General features: G+C 53.6%; 11 protein-coding genes. 10 read left to right on the top strand and 1 reads right to left on the bottom strand.

Annotated features, from left to right (window positions below; all coding sequences use genetic code 11):
• The first annotated feature begins 44 nt into the window (after positions 1-44).
• The 9 genes from NCR98_RS10665 to NCR98_RS10625 all read left to right on the top strand — a co-directional run bounded on the left by NCR98_RS10665 (position 45) and on the right by NCR98_RS10625 (position 12,636).
• Positions 45-869 carry an ABC transporter permease gene (locus NCR98_RS10665; RefSeq protein ID WP_502799737.1) on the top strand — a complete coding sequence of 275 codons (825 nt, stop codon included), beginning with the start codon at positions 45-47 and terminating at the stop codon, positions 867-869.
• Positions 859-2,256: an ABC transporter ATP-binding protein gene (locus tag NCR98_RS10660; protein WP_250526178.1), complete on the top strand. Its 1,398-nt coding sequence runs from the start codon at positions 859-861 to the stop codon at positions 2,254-2,256. The genes NCR98_RS10665 and NCR98_RS10660 overlap by 11 nt, the downstream gene beginning before the upstream one ends.
• A gap of 63 nt (positions 2,257-2,319) precedes the next feature.
• Positions 2,320-3,414 (top strand): NAD-dependent epimerase/dehydratase family protein, encoded by a 1,095-nt coding sequence (locus tag NCR98_RS10655; RefSeq protein WP_250526177.1) that lies wholly within the window; start codon positions 2,320-2,322, stop codon positions 3,412-3,414.
• A gap of 9 nt (positions 3,415-3,423) precedes the next feature.
• Positions 3,424-4,347, top strand: coding sequence for a glycosyltransferase family protein (locus tag NCR98_RS10650; protein ID WP_250526176.1), 924 nt, complete (start codon positions 3,424-3,426; stop codon positions 4,345-4,347).
• Positions 4,348-4,356: 9 nt separating this feature from the next.
• Complete coding sequence (locus NCR98_RS10645; protein WP_250526175.1) at positions 4,357-6,081, top strand: methyltransferase domain-containing protein; 1,725 nt, start codon at positions 4,357-4,359, stop codon at positions 6,079-6,081.
• Positions 6,082-6,128: 47 nt separating this feature from the next.
• Positions 6,129-8,000: a glycosyltransferase family 2 protein gene (locus NCR98_RS10640; protein WP_250526174.1), complete on the top strand. Its 1,872-nt coding sequence runs from the start codon at positions 6,129-6,131 to the stop codon at positions 7,998-8,000.
• Positions 8,001-8,150: 150 nt separating this feature from the next.
• Positions 8,151-10,166, top strand: a complete 2,016-nt coding sequence (locus NCR98_RS10635) for a sulfatase-like hydrolase/transferase (protein ID WP_250526173.1) — start codon at positions 8,151-8,153, stop codon at positions 10,164-10,166.
• Positions 10,167-10,405: 239 nt separating this feature from the next.
• Positions 10,406-11,401: a class I SAM-dependent methyltransferase gene (locus NCR98_RS10630; RefSeq protein WP_250526172.1), complete on the top strand. Its 996-nt coding sequence runs from the start codon at positions 10,406-10,408 to the stop codon at positions 11,399-11,401.
• A gap of 5 nt (positions 11,402-11,406) precedes the next feature.
• Positions 11,407-12,636, top strand: a complete 1,230-nt coding sequence (locus NCR98_RS10625) for an acyltransferase family protein (protein ID WP_250526171.1) — start codon at positions 11,407-11,409, stop codon at positions 12,634-12,636.
• A gap of 105 nt (positions 12,637-12,741) precedes the next feature.
• On the opposite strand, the gene NCR98_RS10620 is transcribed toward NCR98_RS10625, so the two are convergent.
• Positions 12,742-13,164 carry a diacylglycerol kinase gene (locus tag NCR98_RS10620; protein WP_250526170.1) on the bottom strand — a complete coding sequence of 141 codons (423 nt, stop codon included), beginning with the start codon at positions 13,162-13,164 and terminating at the stop codon, positions 12,742-12,744.
• Between the two features lie 425 nt (positions 13,165-13,589).
• On the opposite strand from NCR98_RS10620, the gene NCR98_RS10615 reads away from it, so the two are divergent.
• Positions 13,590-14,660, top strand: a complete 1,071-nt coding sequence (locus tag NCR98_RS10615) for an acyltransferase family protein (RefSeq protein ID WP_250526169.1) — start codon at positions 13,590-13,592, stop codon at positions 14,658-14,660.
• Positions 14,661-15,078 lie beyond the last annotated feature (418 nt).

Genomic DNA, 15,078 nt, shown 5'->3' with positions numbered 1-15,078 from the left:
AGGCTAGTGCGGCCGGAACGGCTAAGAGGTTATCCCTTTCAAATATGGACGTAATTTCGAAATCTCCGCCATCGCTGGTGGCGTCATTGCACCGTAACCGCGGGCTCATCTTTCAGATGACCAAGCGTGAAGTCGTAGGTCGATATCGAGGCTCGGTGTTCGGGCTTGCGTGGTCGTTCTTCAACCCCGTGCTAATGCTGGCCGTCTACACATTCGTGTTTTCGTTCGTCTTCAAGTCCCGCTGGGGAGGCGACGCATCGCCGATCGGTCGAGGCGAATTTGCAATGATGCTGTTTGTCGGCATGACCGTGCACGCGCTTTTCGCGGAGTGTATCAACCGCTCACCATTGCTGGTTCTGCAAAATGCCAGCTATGTCAAAAAAGTCATCTTTCCGCTGGAGATATTTCCCGTCATTGCGTTGTGCTCGGCGGTCTTCCACATGTTCATTAGCGTTGTGGTGCTGATCGTTGGATTGCTCTTTGTGAGCGGATCGGTGCATTGGACGGTGCTGTTCTTTCCAGCCGTCGTGCTACCGCTTTTCATGATCTCGCTTGGAGTCGGCTGGTTCCTGGCTGCAACGGGCGTCTATGTCCGAGATATTGCACAAGCCACGGCATTTCTCGCGTCGGTGCTCATGTTTCTCTCGCCTGTCTTTTATCCCATTTCGGCATTGCCGGAAAAATATAGAATCTGGTTGCAGCTCAACCCGTTGACGTTTTTCATTGAGGAAAGTCGCGCCGTTCTCGTAAGTGGCAAATTGCCGGACTTTCCCACACTTGGGCTTTATTACTGCGTGAGTATCCTGGTGGCGTGGGCGGGCTATTGGTGGTTCCAGTCCACCCGAAGGGGGTTCGCCGATGTCCTCTGAGAAGTTGGCGATACGCGTGCGTCATGTCGGCAAAAGCTATTCAATCTACGATCGACCTCAAGACCGGCTTAAGCGAGCCATGTTCGCCCGGCTCGGCCGATGGCTGCCAGGTTTTGCCGATCGTGCACACCAGGCAGCTACCGAGTTTCATGCACTCAACGATGTCTCGCTCGAAATAGCCAGAGGGCAAACGGTCGGTGTGATCGGGCGTAATGGCTCAGGTAAGTCGACGTTACTGCAAATCATCTGCGGGACGCTGGCTCCGACCACTGGCGACGTCCAAGTGCATGGGCGCGTGGCTGCGCTGCTGGAGTTGGGTGCAGGATTCAATCCAGAATTCACCGGGCGTGAAAATGTTTATTTGAATGCGGCCTTGCTAGGTCTTACGCGCAAGCAAATCGACGAGCGTCTCGACGCAATCTTCAAATTCGCCGACATTGGCGAGTTTGTCGATCAGCCCGTCAAGAAATACTCCAGCGGCATGTATGTGCGCCTTGCATTTGCCGTGCTCGCACACGTCGACGCGGATGTGCTCATCATCGATGAAGCGCTTGCCGTCGGCGATGCGTTCTTCACGCAGAAGTGCATGCGTTTCTTGCGTTCGTTCATGGAACACGGGACCGTGCTTTTCGTGAGCCATGACACTAACGCAGTAATCAATCTGTGCGAGCGCGTCGTATGGTTAGACAAAGGAACCGTACAAGCGGCAGGTCCAGCAAAGGAGATCTGCGAACAGTATCTCGAGGCTTACTATCAAACTCAACACGAAGCCTCCGGTGCAATTGCGGGCGGTCAGAAAAACGCAGTACTGAGCGGATCGGTGGAAGTGAGTGAACATTTCCACGATCAAAGGGCCGACCTGATCAATAGTTCAGTGTGTCGAAATGATCTGGAGATTTTCGAGTTTCGGGAGCAAAGCAAGGGCTTTGGCCTTGGAGGCGCGAAAATTACGCACGTCGGATTGGTAGACGACGAGGGCCGGCGTCTCACCTGGGCCGTCGGCGGCGAGTCCGTGAGCATTGAAGTTCGGGCCGAGACAATTGAACCTTTGGAGCGTCCCATCATCGGATTCATCGTCCGAGACAGATTGGGACAAAATCTGTTCGGCGACAATACCTACATCACGACGCAGCATTCGCCTCTTCATACAGAAGCCCGCACGGTGCTGACCGCGCGGTTTCGCTTCCACATGCCGCGGATGCCAGTCGGGGACTATTCAATCACTGCAGCCATAGCCAATGGCACGCAGGAGGATCACGTGGTCCACGACTGGGTGCACGATGCGATCATATTCAAGTCGCATTCGACGAGCGTCGCCACGGGTTTGCTCGGTCTGCCGATGCGGTCGGTGGAACTGGAAAAAGCGGCGGTGCATGAGCAGGCCTGACCTGCAACGTGGGTGTAGCGGGTCGAGAGCCGCATTAGCATTCTGAAATCATTTGGGGGTGATATGACCGATAAAAACACAACGGAACACTTTGCAGGCAAGCGCATCCTCGTAACAGGAGGTGCCGGGTTTATCGGCTGTGCAATCGCCGAGTTGCTTGCCGCCAGTGCAGCGCGTTATGTCGTGATGGACAATCTTCATCCGCAGGTTCACAAGACGCAGACGCGCCCCGAAGCTCTCCATAAACGTGCCGAACTGGTTGTCGGCGACGTGACGGTTCCGACGGACTGGGATGCGCTTCTCGCTGAGTTTCAGCCCGAAGTCGTGGTCCATCTCGCGGCCGAAACGGGTACGGGGCAGTCGCTGACCGAGGCAAGTCGCCATGGTCTTGTCAACGTAGTCGGCACCACCCAGATGACCGATGCCTTCGGTCGTCATAAGGTCAACGTTGAGCATGTCCTTTTGACGAGCAGCCGCGCCGTATATGGTGAGGGCGCGTGGCAAAGCAAGGATGGTCAAATAACCTACCCGGGTCAGCGCGGTCGAACTCAACTTGAAGCTGCGGCTTGGGATTTCCCTGGCGCGACTTCCCTCCCTTCGAGCGTGGCGACGACCGTGCCGCATCCGACGAGCGTGTACGGTGCGACCAAACTCGCGCAAGAGCACATTCTGGCTGCGTGGGCCCTTTCGATGAAGGTGCCGCTTTCCATCCTGCGTTTGCAGAACGTCTACGGTCCCGGCCAGTCGCTCACGAATTCCTACACCGGCATCGTTGCACTTTTCTCTCGTCTTGCGCGAGCTGGAAAGTTCATTCCGCTTTATGAAGATGGCGAAGTCACCCGGGACTTTGTCTGCATTCGCGATGTTGCTTCGGCTATCGTCGCGGCACTGGCGACGCCGCCAGCCGCACATCAGTACTTCGACGTTGGCTCGGGAGTCGCAACTTCGATTCTTACGTTGGCCAATCTGATCGCTGCGTATTACGGGGCACCGGCGCCTCAGGTGAATGGCCTGTTCCGAGACGGCGACGTCCGCCATGCCGCCTGCGATCTATCTTCGACGCTCGCCAGCTTGCGTTGGAAGCCTCAGGTAACGTTGGAGGCAGGTCTTGCCGACCTGCAGGACTGGATTGCCAGCGAAGAAACCAAACAGGCCTAGGAGCACCGCTTGATTCACGACACCAAACTGCAGGGTGCGGCATCGCTACGCATCCAGTCGATTCTTTACGGCAATACCAGGCAGCACGTCGATCAATCGCTTGCGAGCCTCGCACGAGCGGTGGAGTTGGCCATCTCTTCGGGCGCGTTGTCCAAGGTCGAATTGGCATTTGGCGACTGTTCGCCCGATCGCATCTTCACGGAGGAGGAGATCGCCGAGCGAAGCAAACAATATGCGCCTCAAGGGCTCGGCGACATCCAATACGAGTTCTATGATAAGAATCTCGGCTCAGCCGCTGGACATAACCGTTTGCTGGAAGGACTCGACTCAGACCTGGTCCTGATTCTCAATCCTGACACCATCGTAGCGCCGGACCTCTTCATCGAGTTGACCAAGCCCATGTTGGAACGTCAACGCGTAGCTGTGGTAGAGGCGCGGCAAGTTCCCATCGAGCACCCAAAAGACTACAGCATCGCCTCGGGAGAGACTGGCTGGGTCACGACTGCGTGCGCTCTTGTGACGGCAGCGGTCGCCAAGGAAGTAAATGGATTCGACTCCGAATCGTTCTTCCTATACTGCGACGACGTCGACTTTTCGTGGCGAATCAGATTAGCGGGCTATAAGCTCGTGTTCCAGCCGTCCGCTGTGATCTTTCACGACAAACGACTTTCGCAAGAAGGCAAGTGGATGGTCGGTGCCGCCGAAGAATACTTCTCGGCCGAAGCTGCCATGCTCCTCGCTTACAAGTATTCTCGCGCGGATCTTGCGGATCGTATCGAGCGTCAGTTGCTAGACGCCGGTAGCGAAGCAGAAAAGAAAGCGGCCCGCAAATTCCAGTCTTTGAAGGAAAGCGGGAATTTACCAGTGCAAATCGATCCAGGCCACAAAGTGGCGCAGTTCATCGATGGCTTCTACAGCAAACATAGATTCTGACCGGACGACATGAGCACCGTTTACGACCATCCTTATGAATCCGGTACCGTCTACAGTCGAGTGATCGAACTACTCGGCGCGCACGCGGGAACCGACGGCGTGCACATTGACATCGGCTGTGGCTACGGCGCCATTGCCGAACCTCTGCGCGAGGCGGGATTGACCTACGTCGGTTTCGATTTGGACACCGCACGCCTGGAAGCGCTGAACGCGCGAGGCTTCGAAACGCACGCGATCGACCTCTCCGATGAGAGAGCGGCTATCGTGTCGCTGCGAGAGGCGCTCGGCGAGCGAAAGCTCACGTCGATCAGCATGATCGATACGCTCGAACATATTACAAATGGTCCCGCTTTTCTTCGTGCGCTACGGGAATTTGTCGAGAACCGCGCGGCGCTTTTCGTGCTCGCCGTGCCTAACGTCGCGCATAGGGACTTGGCCGCGAAGCTCCTGACAGGCCGTTGGGACTACACAGTCGAAGGCTTGCTGGATCACACGCATGTCATCCACCATACCGATCGCCTGCTGGGTGCGATGATGTCCGGCGCAGGATGGACCGAGGTTTCGCGCGCTGATTTCCACCGCCAGCGCAGCGATCAATATTTCCCGAAATTCGACCCGGTGGTGTCGGACGCAACACCTCTCAATCGTTTTATTGGGCAGATACGTGAAGGTGCGGACGAATTCTCATCCATCAACGAACTCGTGCGCGCGTTCCTGCCTGGACCGGTAAAGCCCGGGTCGCTCGTGGTCGAGCCGGATGCCAAACGCCCGTTTCTGTCGATCGTCATGCGCACGCAAGGGCGACGTTTAGCCACTTTCCGTGACCTTCTGCTGGCGTTGACGGCTCAAACGTGCCAAGACTTCGAGTTGATCGTCATCCCACACAAGGTCGAGTTCGAGACGCAAAAGCTGATCGAACGCATAGTGGAAGACATGCCCACAAATATTCGGAGCCGCGCACGTGTTGTTCCGTGCGATCGCGGCGGACGCACGACACCACTCAATTTTGGCTTCGAGCTGGCGCGTGGTCATTACATCTCGATCCTCGACGACGACGAAATGATCTTTGCCCACTGGGTCGAGACGTTCAAGAAGCTAGCCGAGAAGTCACCGGGTCGCATGTTGCGGGTCGTGGCAGCGGAGCAGGACATCGCTGAAACCCCGGAGACTGCTGCAGGTGGCAGCGGCTACGCAGTCGTCGCGGCGATCCGTCATCCGTTTCCGAAACATTACGATCTCTATGCCCACTTCCTTCAGAACTACTCGCCTCCTGTTGCTCTCGCATTTCCTGGCGCTGCTTACCACGAGTTAGGCTTGCGATTCGACGAGACATTGAACACAGCGGAGGATTGGGACTTCGAACTGCGTTGCGTAATGCTTTGCGGATTTGAAGCATCGCCCGAGATCACTTGTATTTATCACAAGTGGAAAAAGGGTGAATCTTCATATTCAATTCACTCGCAATCGGAATGGGAGCGTGACTACGGCGCCATCCTGAGCAACTTTGATCGGCAATATCACGTCTTCCCGCCGGGAACGATTAAGCTAATCAACGATCAACGCAAGTGGATCCTGAAGCTCGAGGGAGATCTCGCACGCACTCGTCGCACCGTTTCCGCTAAGCGCTCCACGCTAGAGTTTTTGCATCGTCACCCAACGCTACTAATGCTTGCTTCCCGATCGAACAAACTTGCGCGTCAGATCGGCCGAAGAATCGTGCGGCGGTTGCGTTGAGTGAGGGCGCTGTTCAGGGTTCGCTTGGGAGCCACAGCGATGCTTTCGTGACAACGCAACAAGCCACCGACGTTTCGATTGTCGTTTATCGCAACACGACCGAGGAGGTGGGGCGTCTGATCGACAGTATCGAACGACAGACGGTCGCGCACGCGCTCACTCTGCGCGTCTTTTTGTGGAACAACGATGCGGCTTCTGTCAGCCAGTGGGACGCGTTCGCTGCCGTTCGTAACACGGCAGCGAGGCCAGCCTCGTTCATCACAGTTTCGCATTCCAGCGCGAACCTCGGCTTCGGTCGGGCGCATAACGCTAATGTGGCTCTTGGCACTGCGCCCTTCGTGCTCATCCTCAATCCGGACGTCGAGCTGTTCCCGAACGCGCTGGAAGAGTTGTTTGCCGAAGTCACCCCGGACACTTCCGATGCCGCGTGGGAGATGCGACAAACACCATTCGAGCATCCCAAGGATTACGACCCATCGCTCCTAACGACGAACTGGGTAAGCGGCGCGGCTGTGCTGTTTAGGCGAGATGCGTTTCAGACCGTTGGCGGCTTCGATGCAAGATTTTTCCTTTATGGCGAAGATGTCGATCTTTCTTGGCGTTTGCGCGCACGCGGGTACACGCTGAAATATGTTCCGCGTGCAGCGGCTATACACCGGACATATGCGATAGCTGGCGAAGTCAAACCTACTCAGATCGTGAACGGTGTCTACGCGTCGCTTTGCTTGCGAACGAGATTCGGACGATGGGGCGATATTGCATCAGGCGTAGCACTGTGTCTTTTCGAACTGACTGGCTATCGACGACTTCCGGGTGGACGCCGTGCGGTTTTAGATGCTCTCAGGCGTTTCGCGCGAGATTTTCGCTATTTCCGTTCCGATGCGGCCTCGTGGCGTGTCCGGGGATTTTGTCCTGAATTTGCGCTGTGGAACTATGGTCGCCGTCGTCTTGGTGCATTCGTTGCGCAGGACACGACACTACACTCTAAGGCTGACTGTCCGCTGGTGAGCGTACTTGTGCGGACGCACGCAAGACCCGAGATATTGCGTTATGCGTTGCTCTCTGTCGTTCACCAAACCTACTCCAACGTCGAAGTTATCGTGGTCGAGGACGGTGCTCCTACAGCGCAAGCAATGATCGAGGCCGAGTTTGCTTCGCGTTTGCAATTAAGGTATGAAGCAACCGGCAGTGCGGTGGGCCGGAGTGCGGCCGGGAATCGCGCGCTTGCAGCGGCGCAAGGGGAGTGGATGTGCTTTCTGGATGACGACGACCAGTTGTATGGTGATCATCTCGAGTTGCTAATTAGGGCTGCCTTGACAAACCAGACGAATGCAGCGTACGGTGCAGCCGATTTTGTGCCGTCAGCTATCAGTCCAGCTATTGACGGTGGGGTGAAGATCGAGGAAGGCGAGCCATATGTCCACTTTCGTCCTTTTTCGCAACTCGCGATGTGGCAGGAGAATCTGGTCACGATTCAATCAGTCGTATTCAACCGAAAACTCTACGAGCGTCATGGCGGGTTTGACGAATCGATGGACCAGCTCGAAGATTGGCTTTTGTGGACGCGTTATGCACTGGATGGCGATTTCTTGGCTGTACCCAAGACGACCTCGAGAGCTCGGGTTCCGCAATCACGCAACGTTGCAACCGAGCGTCAGGCGAAGCTTCACCATAGTTACGCTGTTGCTACGGAGATGCAGAGGGCGATGCGAGTGACGCTTTCACCACGCGAGATCGTCGCCATGGTTGACGAGCAGGTCCGATCACAGGCCTTGGTTTATCTTTCAAAGAGTGAAGCCAGACGCGTAGCCGCTAAATACCCAGTACTGACACGAATGTTTGGCGCGCAATCGCGTTTTGCATTTCTTTTGCGCTCCATTGCCCGAAAAATTCAGCGCATTCGGCAACGATCGTCTTAAGAGACTAGCTGACAATTTCAGCTAAAACGCCTTCTACTCGCTTTCTAAATTTTCAATAATTACGGGAAGGTTTGCCTCGGTCATTTATTTGTCACGCATAAATGAGATGTGCCATACTCCGGGTTAGATTGTACTATCTTCCGAGTCTATATGCAGAATGTGCAGAGCCGTATTCATTATCTTCTGATTCCGCTTTTTTGTTTTCCCGCATTCGCGGCGATAAAGATGTATCGCGTCGATCCGGTATGGATTGTCACGTCAATAGTCATCTCCGCTTCCATGGTGGAACTCTTTAGCTCGTCTTCAACAGCTGTACGTTTCACCACACGACTATTGTTGCTCGTAGCGGTCGTCTTAAACCTGCTTTACATGTCGTCGGTCGCAATTCAGGGGCAGGGTTTCAACGACGCGTTCTTTTATCATTTGGATCCATCTGTTTTATTCTCAGATTCGCGAATTTATTTGTTGGTGGGCGGAAGTCTCGCGCTTTTGATATTCATATGGATACTGAGTCGGCCAAGACGGCTTGAGAAGCAAAAGAACTCGATAAAAAAATTGGGTTTTACGGCGGGCATGTTAGTGCTTGGTATTTCCGCGTTTCCGCCGTTTGATTCACTGATTTCTCATATCTGGAAGGTGTCGCACGTCAACACTACGGTAACCACAGTTCTCGCGGCGCGGTTCGCGGATAAGAGGTTACCAGTAAAGCCCATGAAGCCTAGGAACCTTGTGTTTATTTACATGGAGTCGCTTGAGCGCACTTACTTCGTGAGTCAGCAGCAGCCGGATATGATGCCAGCCCTGTCACGCATCGAGGCTAAATCGCTTAATTTTACTAATCTACGCCAGATGCCGAACACTGGGTGGACCATGGGTGGGATGGTCTCGTCGCAGTGCGGTATCCCTTTATTCGGGAAGTACGATTTTGAGTTAAATGAGTTAGGCTCGGCTATGCCCCGGTTCATGCCAAGCGCGCATTGTCTGGGCGATATTCTAAGAACAAATGGCTATACCTTATCGTTTTATAATGCGGCTGACGTTAGGTTTGGTGGGAAAGGCCCCTTTTTGTCGCAACACGGCTATGACACGGTGATCGGTCGTGGCACGATTGATCAGAAAGTCAGCGAAGCAGATAAGGACGAAGGTTGGGGAATCCATGACGACATACTGTTTCCAATAGTGGAGAAACACTACGATGAAGCCGTAAAAGAATGGCAGCGTACAGGACAACCGTTTGTCATCTCCACGTTGACAGTCGATAATCATCCTAACTTTGACATGCTGTCAAAGTCTTGCCAAAAGTACGGTGCCGGCGTTGATCTTTACAACGCCGCTCATTGTTCGGATCAGACAATCTCTCGCTTTATTGAGCACATCCGCCAGTCCCCCGGTTCTGAGAATACTACTATCGTCGCAATGTCGGACCACCTAAACTTCACCCTTGAAGCCCTTAAGCGGTTTGGCCCGGAAACGAACCGACGCTTGACGCTGCTCATCAATCAGCCAGGCGGTGAGCATCGCGACATTGATACAATGGGAACCCACTTTGACATAGGTCCGACTGTGCTGGAGGCGCTTGGGTTTACCGGAAATACGAGAATTGGCATGGGACAGTCGCTGTTGAGCAACGCACAGGGCTTTCTACCTACGCATTTCGCGCCTGATGTTCTAGAGTCAGTCGTTAATTCAAAGCAAGTGAAAGACTATGTCGGATCGCGCTGGAACAGTTCCATTAAGCACGCAGAGCCGATCCTAGTACGTCCGAGAACAGTAACGCTGGGAGATCAAGTATTCACGGTCGCGCCGTTCGAGAAATTTGGTCTGATAAATTATTTCTTGATCAAATTCGATACTGACGGAAGTGTTGACGATATCAGCTCTTACCTGACCGAAAAAGCGTTCGCGCGCGCCATCTATTTATCCCGAAATCGCGTGGTCCTTGCGGTCGCACCGACAGCAGGACTTAACAAAGTGTTCAGAGGCTTCCACGCTAACAGTCCGCAAGGGGGGTATTTCCTTGGCAAACCTTCATCGGATGGAGTAGGCGCAGGAGTTGTCGATCAAGAGGCGAGTTTTTCCAAAGCTGACGTCAACGATGCACAAGCGCAGAGATCGGTTGAAAATTCACTGGCAATGTTTATCCGTTTGTTCCAACTGATGTTCTGAAGGACTAAGGTAAAACCCGAGCGAGCGAACAGGCCTCAGTGATAAGACTTTCTTTTATACTTCAGTGGAGTTTAAGGTATATTGAGTTTGAGCGGTCAAGGTGGCAGGTTCCGTTTGACGAAGGCGTGGTAAGTCGAAAGGTTCGGCGGCGCCGAATCGTGTTGTTAGAACATAAGGCTTGAGTTCGAACATTATGGCGAAGACGCTTAGCGCGTCGTCGTCAAACTGGAGTCTCGCGAATGCTTACGCAGACAGCTAGCCATTGGGGGCAGAACTATTTCTCGCAAAGCTTCAATAGGCAGGAATGGCAAGCGCATCCGCTCTCTATCGAACGACAGTTCGTTATTCAGAACAGACAAATGCGCGAAGTCTGGTTTGCGCAAAAGTATCTCGGTGGAAAGTCAGTAAAGCGTGCCATAGGAATCGGGGTAGGACGCGCTGAGACGGAAGTTGCCCTGCTCCAAAATGGTGCTGTTGACTTTTACGATCTTTTTGACGTGAGTCCGGTCGGCCTCAACTACGCCAAAGCGTGTGCCGAAAAACTCGGGTTGGGAGAAAGACTAACTTGTCACTGCATGCCAGTTGGTGAAGCCGTATTAGAGGACGGGGCTTACGATCTAGTGACGTTCGTCGCGTCGCTGCATCATATGCAGCCACTTGACGAGACACTTAAGACAGTACGCCGAGCATTAAAAGACGGCGGGCTCGTGTGGTGTGCAAATGAATACATTGGGCCGGACCGTTTTAATTACCCAAAAACTCACGCCGACATTGCAAGAGCGTTTTTTAGACAGCTTCCTCCCGCTCTCAAGAATCCCTGGCATTCGGAATTACCGCTTCCCAGTCCCGAAGAAGTCGCCGCAGTTGATCCCACGGAAGCGCCCTGCTCGTCGCAAATCGAGGCGACCGTGAAAGCTTTGTTCGGCAATCTGGAGATTACATCGTTGTACGGTGGTTTTGCCTTCATCACTTTCTGGGGGCTTAACCACGACGCGCTTTACGAGACGCCTGAGGGCGTGGAACTCGTGCGTCACATCCTGGGGATTGATCAGGCGCTATCCGACACGGGTGTGATACCCACTTATTTCGCGCATTTGGTTGCGCGGAAATCGGAGATCAATCAAGATTCCGTTGACAGACACAAAGTAGTTTCCGACCGCGAAGATATTCGCCCGGCGCGAAGAATCAAAAGAGTCATTCAGTCGGCAATGTCGGCGCTCGCTCGGCGAACCTAAGTCTAATGGCCGCTAAAAAAAATCTTGGGCTCGAAGGACTGCGAGGTATCGCAAGCTTGATCGTCGCGATCGGTCACTTCACCTTCGTGTTTTTTCCATATTTAGGCAGCGTTTTCATCCCTGTTCCAGGATCTGTCCCCACATTTAACTTCGAGAGGTGGGTTCAGTATCCGCCCTTCTCGATATTTTTTAGCGCTGAGGCGGCGGTTTGTGTATTTTTTGTTATGAGCGGATACGTACTAACTACCAAATTTCTCGCCACTGATAATGTTTCGGTACTACAGGCGGCCGCGTCAAAGCGTTATTTAAGGCTCGTTTTACCAAGCTGTGCGTCCGTCATATTTGCATGGGCATTGGCGACTTCGGGCGCGATTATCACGCGTGATTCTGCCACGATAGGCGTCGCTGGATGGGTGCCCGCTTGGTATGTCGGCCCATTTTCGTTCTTTGGTGCGTTATTCGACGGTTTGATCGGGGCGCCTCTCTTTGCTCACACCAGTCTCAACCCTCCATTGTGGACAATACAGGTCGAACTAATCGGTTCGATTTTTTTGTTCTCAATGCTTGCTGTCTTTGGTCGACGCTTACTTCCACTTACACTGTGGTCGATTTTTTTCGCGGCACTGCTCGGATTCATGAGTCCGAATATGCTGTTTTACGTCTCGTTTTTGGTTGGAGCAATGCTCAATTATGCGAGACCCTGGCTACTCAAGCGTCCGGCGTTATGCGCTGTTTTTGCTTTAACTGGATTAATCGGACTAGCGTACAGCCATAATTCGGTCTTCGCATTCTTGCGCGTTCTTCACTTGCCGAACTTGTCCCCCTACGGGCCAAATTTTGATCTGAACCAGCGCCTATTTTGGAACACTGCGGGTGCCATATTATTGGTTTCTGGTGTGATAGGTAGCGCGAGAGTTAATCAAGTATTTTCGGAAAGAATACCCGTTTATCTGGGAAAAATTTCTTTCTCGCTGTACGTTGTTCATGTGCCGATCTTAATGTCGGTGGGCTTGAGGACTGCTCGCTGGGCGCAAAGCCACGGCTGCTCATTTTTAACTTCGTCGATTTTCGCCTTTAGTGTTTACATGGCGACTGCGCTTGTTGTCGCAACCCTATTTCAGCGTTTTGTTGATCGCCCATCGATCGCTTTTGCGGACGCGGTTTCCAAACGTGGTTCATTCAAAGTAGCAGACAGCAATACGACTCGCGCTTCCACCGAGAATGTGCCTCAATGAGGCAGAATCACACGCGACGCTACAGAGCATTTGCGTGTAAATACACGTCGAGCAGATCTCGGCACAGTGGTCCCAGTAGCTCGTCGCACTATAATCCCACAGACACTATCTGTGGAACCATGCCATGACGGGCGGCCCAACGATAATGCACCACGTCATGACGCAGATGATCAGTGCGACGGTTACTGCCGCGCTTCCGCAATCTTTGGCGCGGCCGGACAGTTCGTTATAGTCGAGGGAGATTCGGTCGATCGCCGCCTCTACGCTCGAATTAATCAACTCAACCAGCAACACCAGCAAAACAGTTGCTGCGAGCAACGCCCGTTCGGGTGGGCTTACTTGGAGAAGGGCGGCGATTGGAAGCAATATTATTGCAACGTACACCTCTTGCCGGAACGAGCTCTCAAGCCGCCAAGCGGCTGCAATGCCGTCGCGAGAATGGCGCAGCGCGAATAGGCCACGTAGAGGACCCTGGCGCTTTGCGGGGACGGATTCGCGGCCTGAGGTGCTCGGAGGATTTCGCTTCATGAATAAGGGCTGTTGTCGTGGTAAGTGTGCAAGCATGCGATAGTGCAATATTATGAGGCCAATCTCTGCAGCTATTCGTGTCGTTGATGGTCATTCATAGTCTTCCTTGACCAGTTCCTTCGTCGAAAACAACACTGTTGACAACAAGCTCTACGAGAATCTCTCAGCGCGAACAGGATGCGAAGCGCAGCATCTCAGCCGGCGGCATCGGCCTTAGCTTCGGCCGCCCGACGTGGCCTCTCTATGAACGATACTTCGATTTTTTCTAGTGGAGCAAGGCAGTCGCTCAGCCAAAAACCGGCACGTCATGGGTGTTCTGGATCAGCCCAGAAACCTTGTGTAGTATCATCGCGGCCAAAGTGGGCAGCTCACGGAGGTGCCTTGGCGTTAATAACCCAGCCAGCGGACCAATGCAGAATTCCAACATGAGCAGCGATCTGCCTGCAACCCTTCAGTTGACTCATCCAAAAGACAACTTCGACGCCATTCGGTTAATTGCGGCATTGGTTGTTTTGTATGGTCACGCCTTTCCTCTGTCAGGTGTGCCGAGCCCTGCGCTCTTTGGGAACGAAGTCCAAACGCTTGCAGTGAAGGTTTTCTTCAGCATCAGTGGCTACCTTGTCATGGGAAGCTGGATGCGGGATCCGTCATGGGGCCACTATCTTTGGAAGAGATGCCTACGAATTTTCCCCGGATTGATAGTCTGTATCCTTTTGAGTGCCTTTGTGCTTGGTCCTGTTGTCACCAGGCTGCCAGTCTCGGAATATTTCAGGAATCCTTGGTTTGTTCGTTACCTCGGTAACATGGCACTCTATCCGTCGTACGCATTGCCCGGTGTGTTCGAGCATATTGCTTACCCGAATGCTGTCAACGGCTCGCTATGGAGTTTGCCCGTTGAATTCGCAATGTACCTGATTGCACCGCTAGTGGTACTTTGGGGCAGAGGGCAGAAAGTTCGTATTGTTATTGGTTCCTTCGTGCTGTGTGTTCTGGGCTTGTACTTGGTCCGCTTCGCTCCTCCGCAAAAGCCCATTGTCTTTTACGCGACGAGCATTGTTTCTGCACTGGATGCTGCTCCTTATTTTTTCCTTGGTGCCGCCTGGAAGATCGCGGCACCTAAAGAGGCATTCGACTTGCAAACGGCGTTGTTAGCTGTCTTGCTGCTGGCTACGATCCCGCAGAGCTCGATAGCGCACGAGATTGCACTGTACATAGTGTTGCCCTACGCGATCCTTTCTTTCTCGCTTGCCAAGCCAGCGGCATTCGGATGGATGGGACGGCTTGGGGACTTTTCGTACGGAGTGTATGTGTATGGCTTCGTTGTCCAACAAACCATATCGTTCGTGCTTCAAACTCAAGGCAAACCATTTCTAAACTTCGGACTGGCGCTTGTGCCGACACTTCTGCTCGCGGCGGCATCCTGGCATTTGGTCGAGAAGAGATTCCTCGCGCTGAAGCCTTTGCGACGACGCCCGGCGGTTAGCCGAAAAGTCTGACTGAAGTGAATCGCCGAGAATGAATGTAGCGCCTTCGTTCGATGTATTCTAAGTCCGCTAAGCTGCCGCTAACGAATTCCGACGGAAGCCGAACAGCCGTGAGAGTGAACCGCGCAGTGTGAGCCCCCGCTGAATAATTGTCGGGTCGTTGGCAACTCGGTCCCAGACCTCCAGTAGTCGAGATGGGAAATGACCGGGTCCAAGGGAGACTAAGACACGCTTCGTCGAACCTATGCGCCGCATAAACGGGTCGGTTATCCCAGAAGCAGAATGTCCCGATGCGAGACCGTCGGTTGAGCAAACGAAATTGGCACGAAGAATCTTAAGACCCAAATTCTTAGTGTATTGCAGCGTTGCCCAATTTCTCTGCATGCTGTGTCGGGATTCAGAAGGGAAGCCTTCCGCGATACCGAGGGTC

Origin of the sequence: Caballeronia sp. GAWG2-1, assembly GCF_023631405.1 — a bacterium.
Taxonomy (GTDB): domain Bacteria; phylum Pseudomonadota; class Gammaproteobacteria; order Burkholderiales; family Burkholderiaceae; genus Caballeronia.
This window is presented reverse-complemented; position numbering and strand designations above follow the sequence as displayed.

Bases quoted from the DNA above. Each gene is read 5' to 3' on its own strand.
- NCR98_RS10665 (WP_502799737.1), top strand. From the start codon at position 45: ATGGACGTAATTTCGAAATCTCCGCCATCGCTGGTGGCGTCATTGCAC.
- NCR98_RS10660 (WP_250526178.1), top strand. From the start codon at position 859: ATGTCCTCTGAGAAGTTGGCGATACGCGTGCGTCATGTCGGCAAAAGC.
- NCR98_RS10655 (WP_250526177.1), top strand. From the start codon at position 2,320: ATGACCGATAAAAACACAACGGAACACTTTGCAGGCAAGCGCATCCTC.
- NCR98_RS10645 (WP_250526175.1), top strand. From the start codon at position 4,357: ATGAGCACCGTTTACGACCATCCTTATGAATCCGGTACCGTCTACAGT.
- NCR98_RS10635 (WP_250526173.1), top strand. From the start codon at position 8,151: ATGCAGAATGTGCAGAGCCGTATTCATTATCTTCTGATTCCGCTTTTT.
- NCR98_RS10630 (WP_250526172.1), top strand. From the start codon at position 10,406: ATGCTTACGCAGACAGCTAGCCATTGGGGGCAGAACTATTTCTCGCAA.
- NCR98_RS10625 (WP_250526171.1), top strand. From the start codon at position 11,407: ATGGCCGCTAAAAAAAATCTTGGGCTCGAAGGACTGCGAGGTATCGCA.
- NCR98_RS10620 (WP_250526170.1), bottom strand. From the start codon at position 13,164: ATGAAGCGAAATCCTCCGAGCACCTCAGGCCGCGAATCCGTCCCCGCA.
- NCR98_RS10615 (WP_250526169.1), top strand. From the start codon at position 13,590: ATGAGCAGCGATCTGCCTGCAACCCTTCAGTTGACTCATCCAAAAGAC.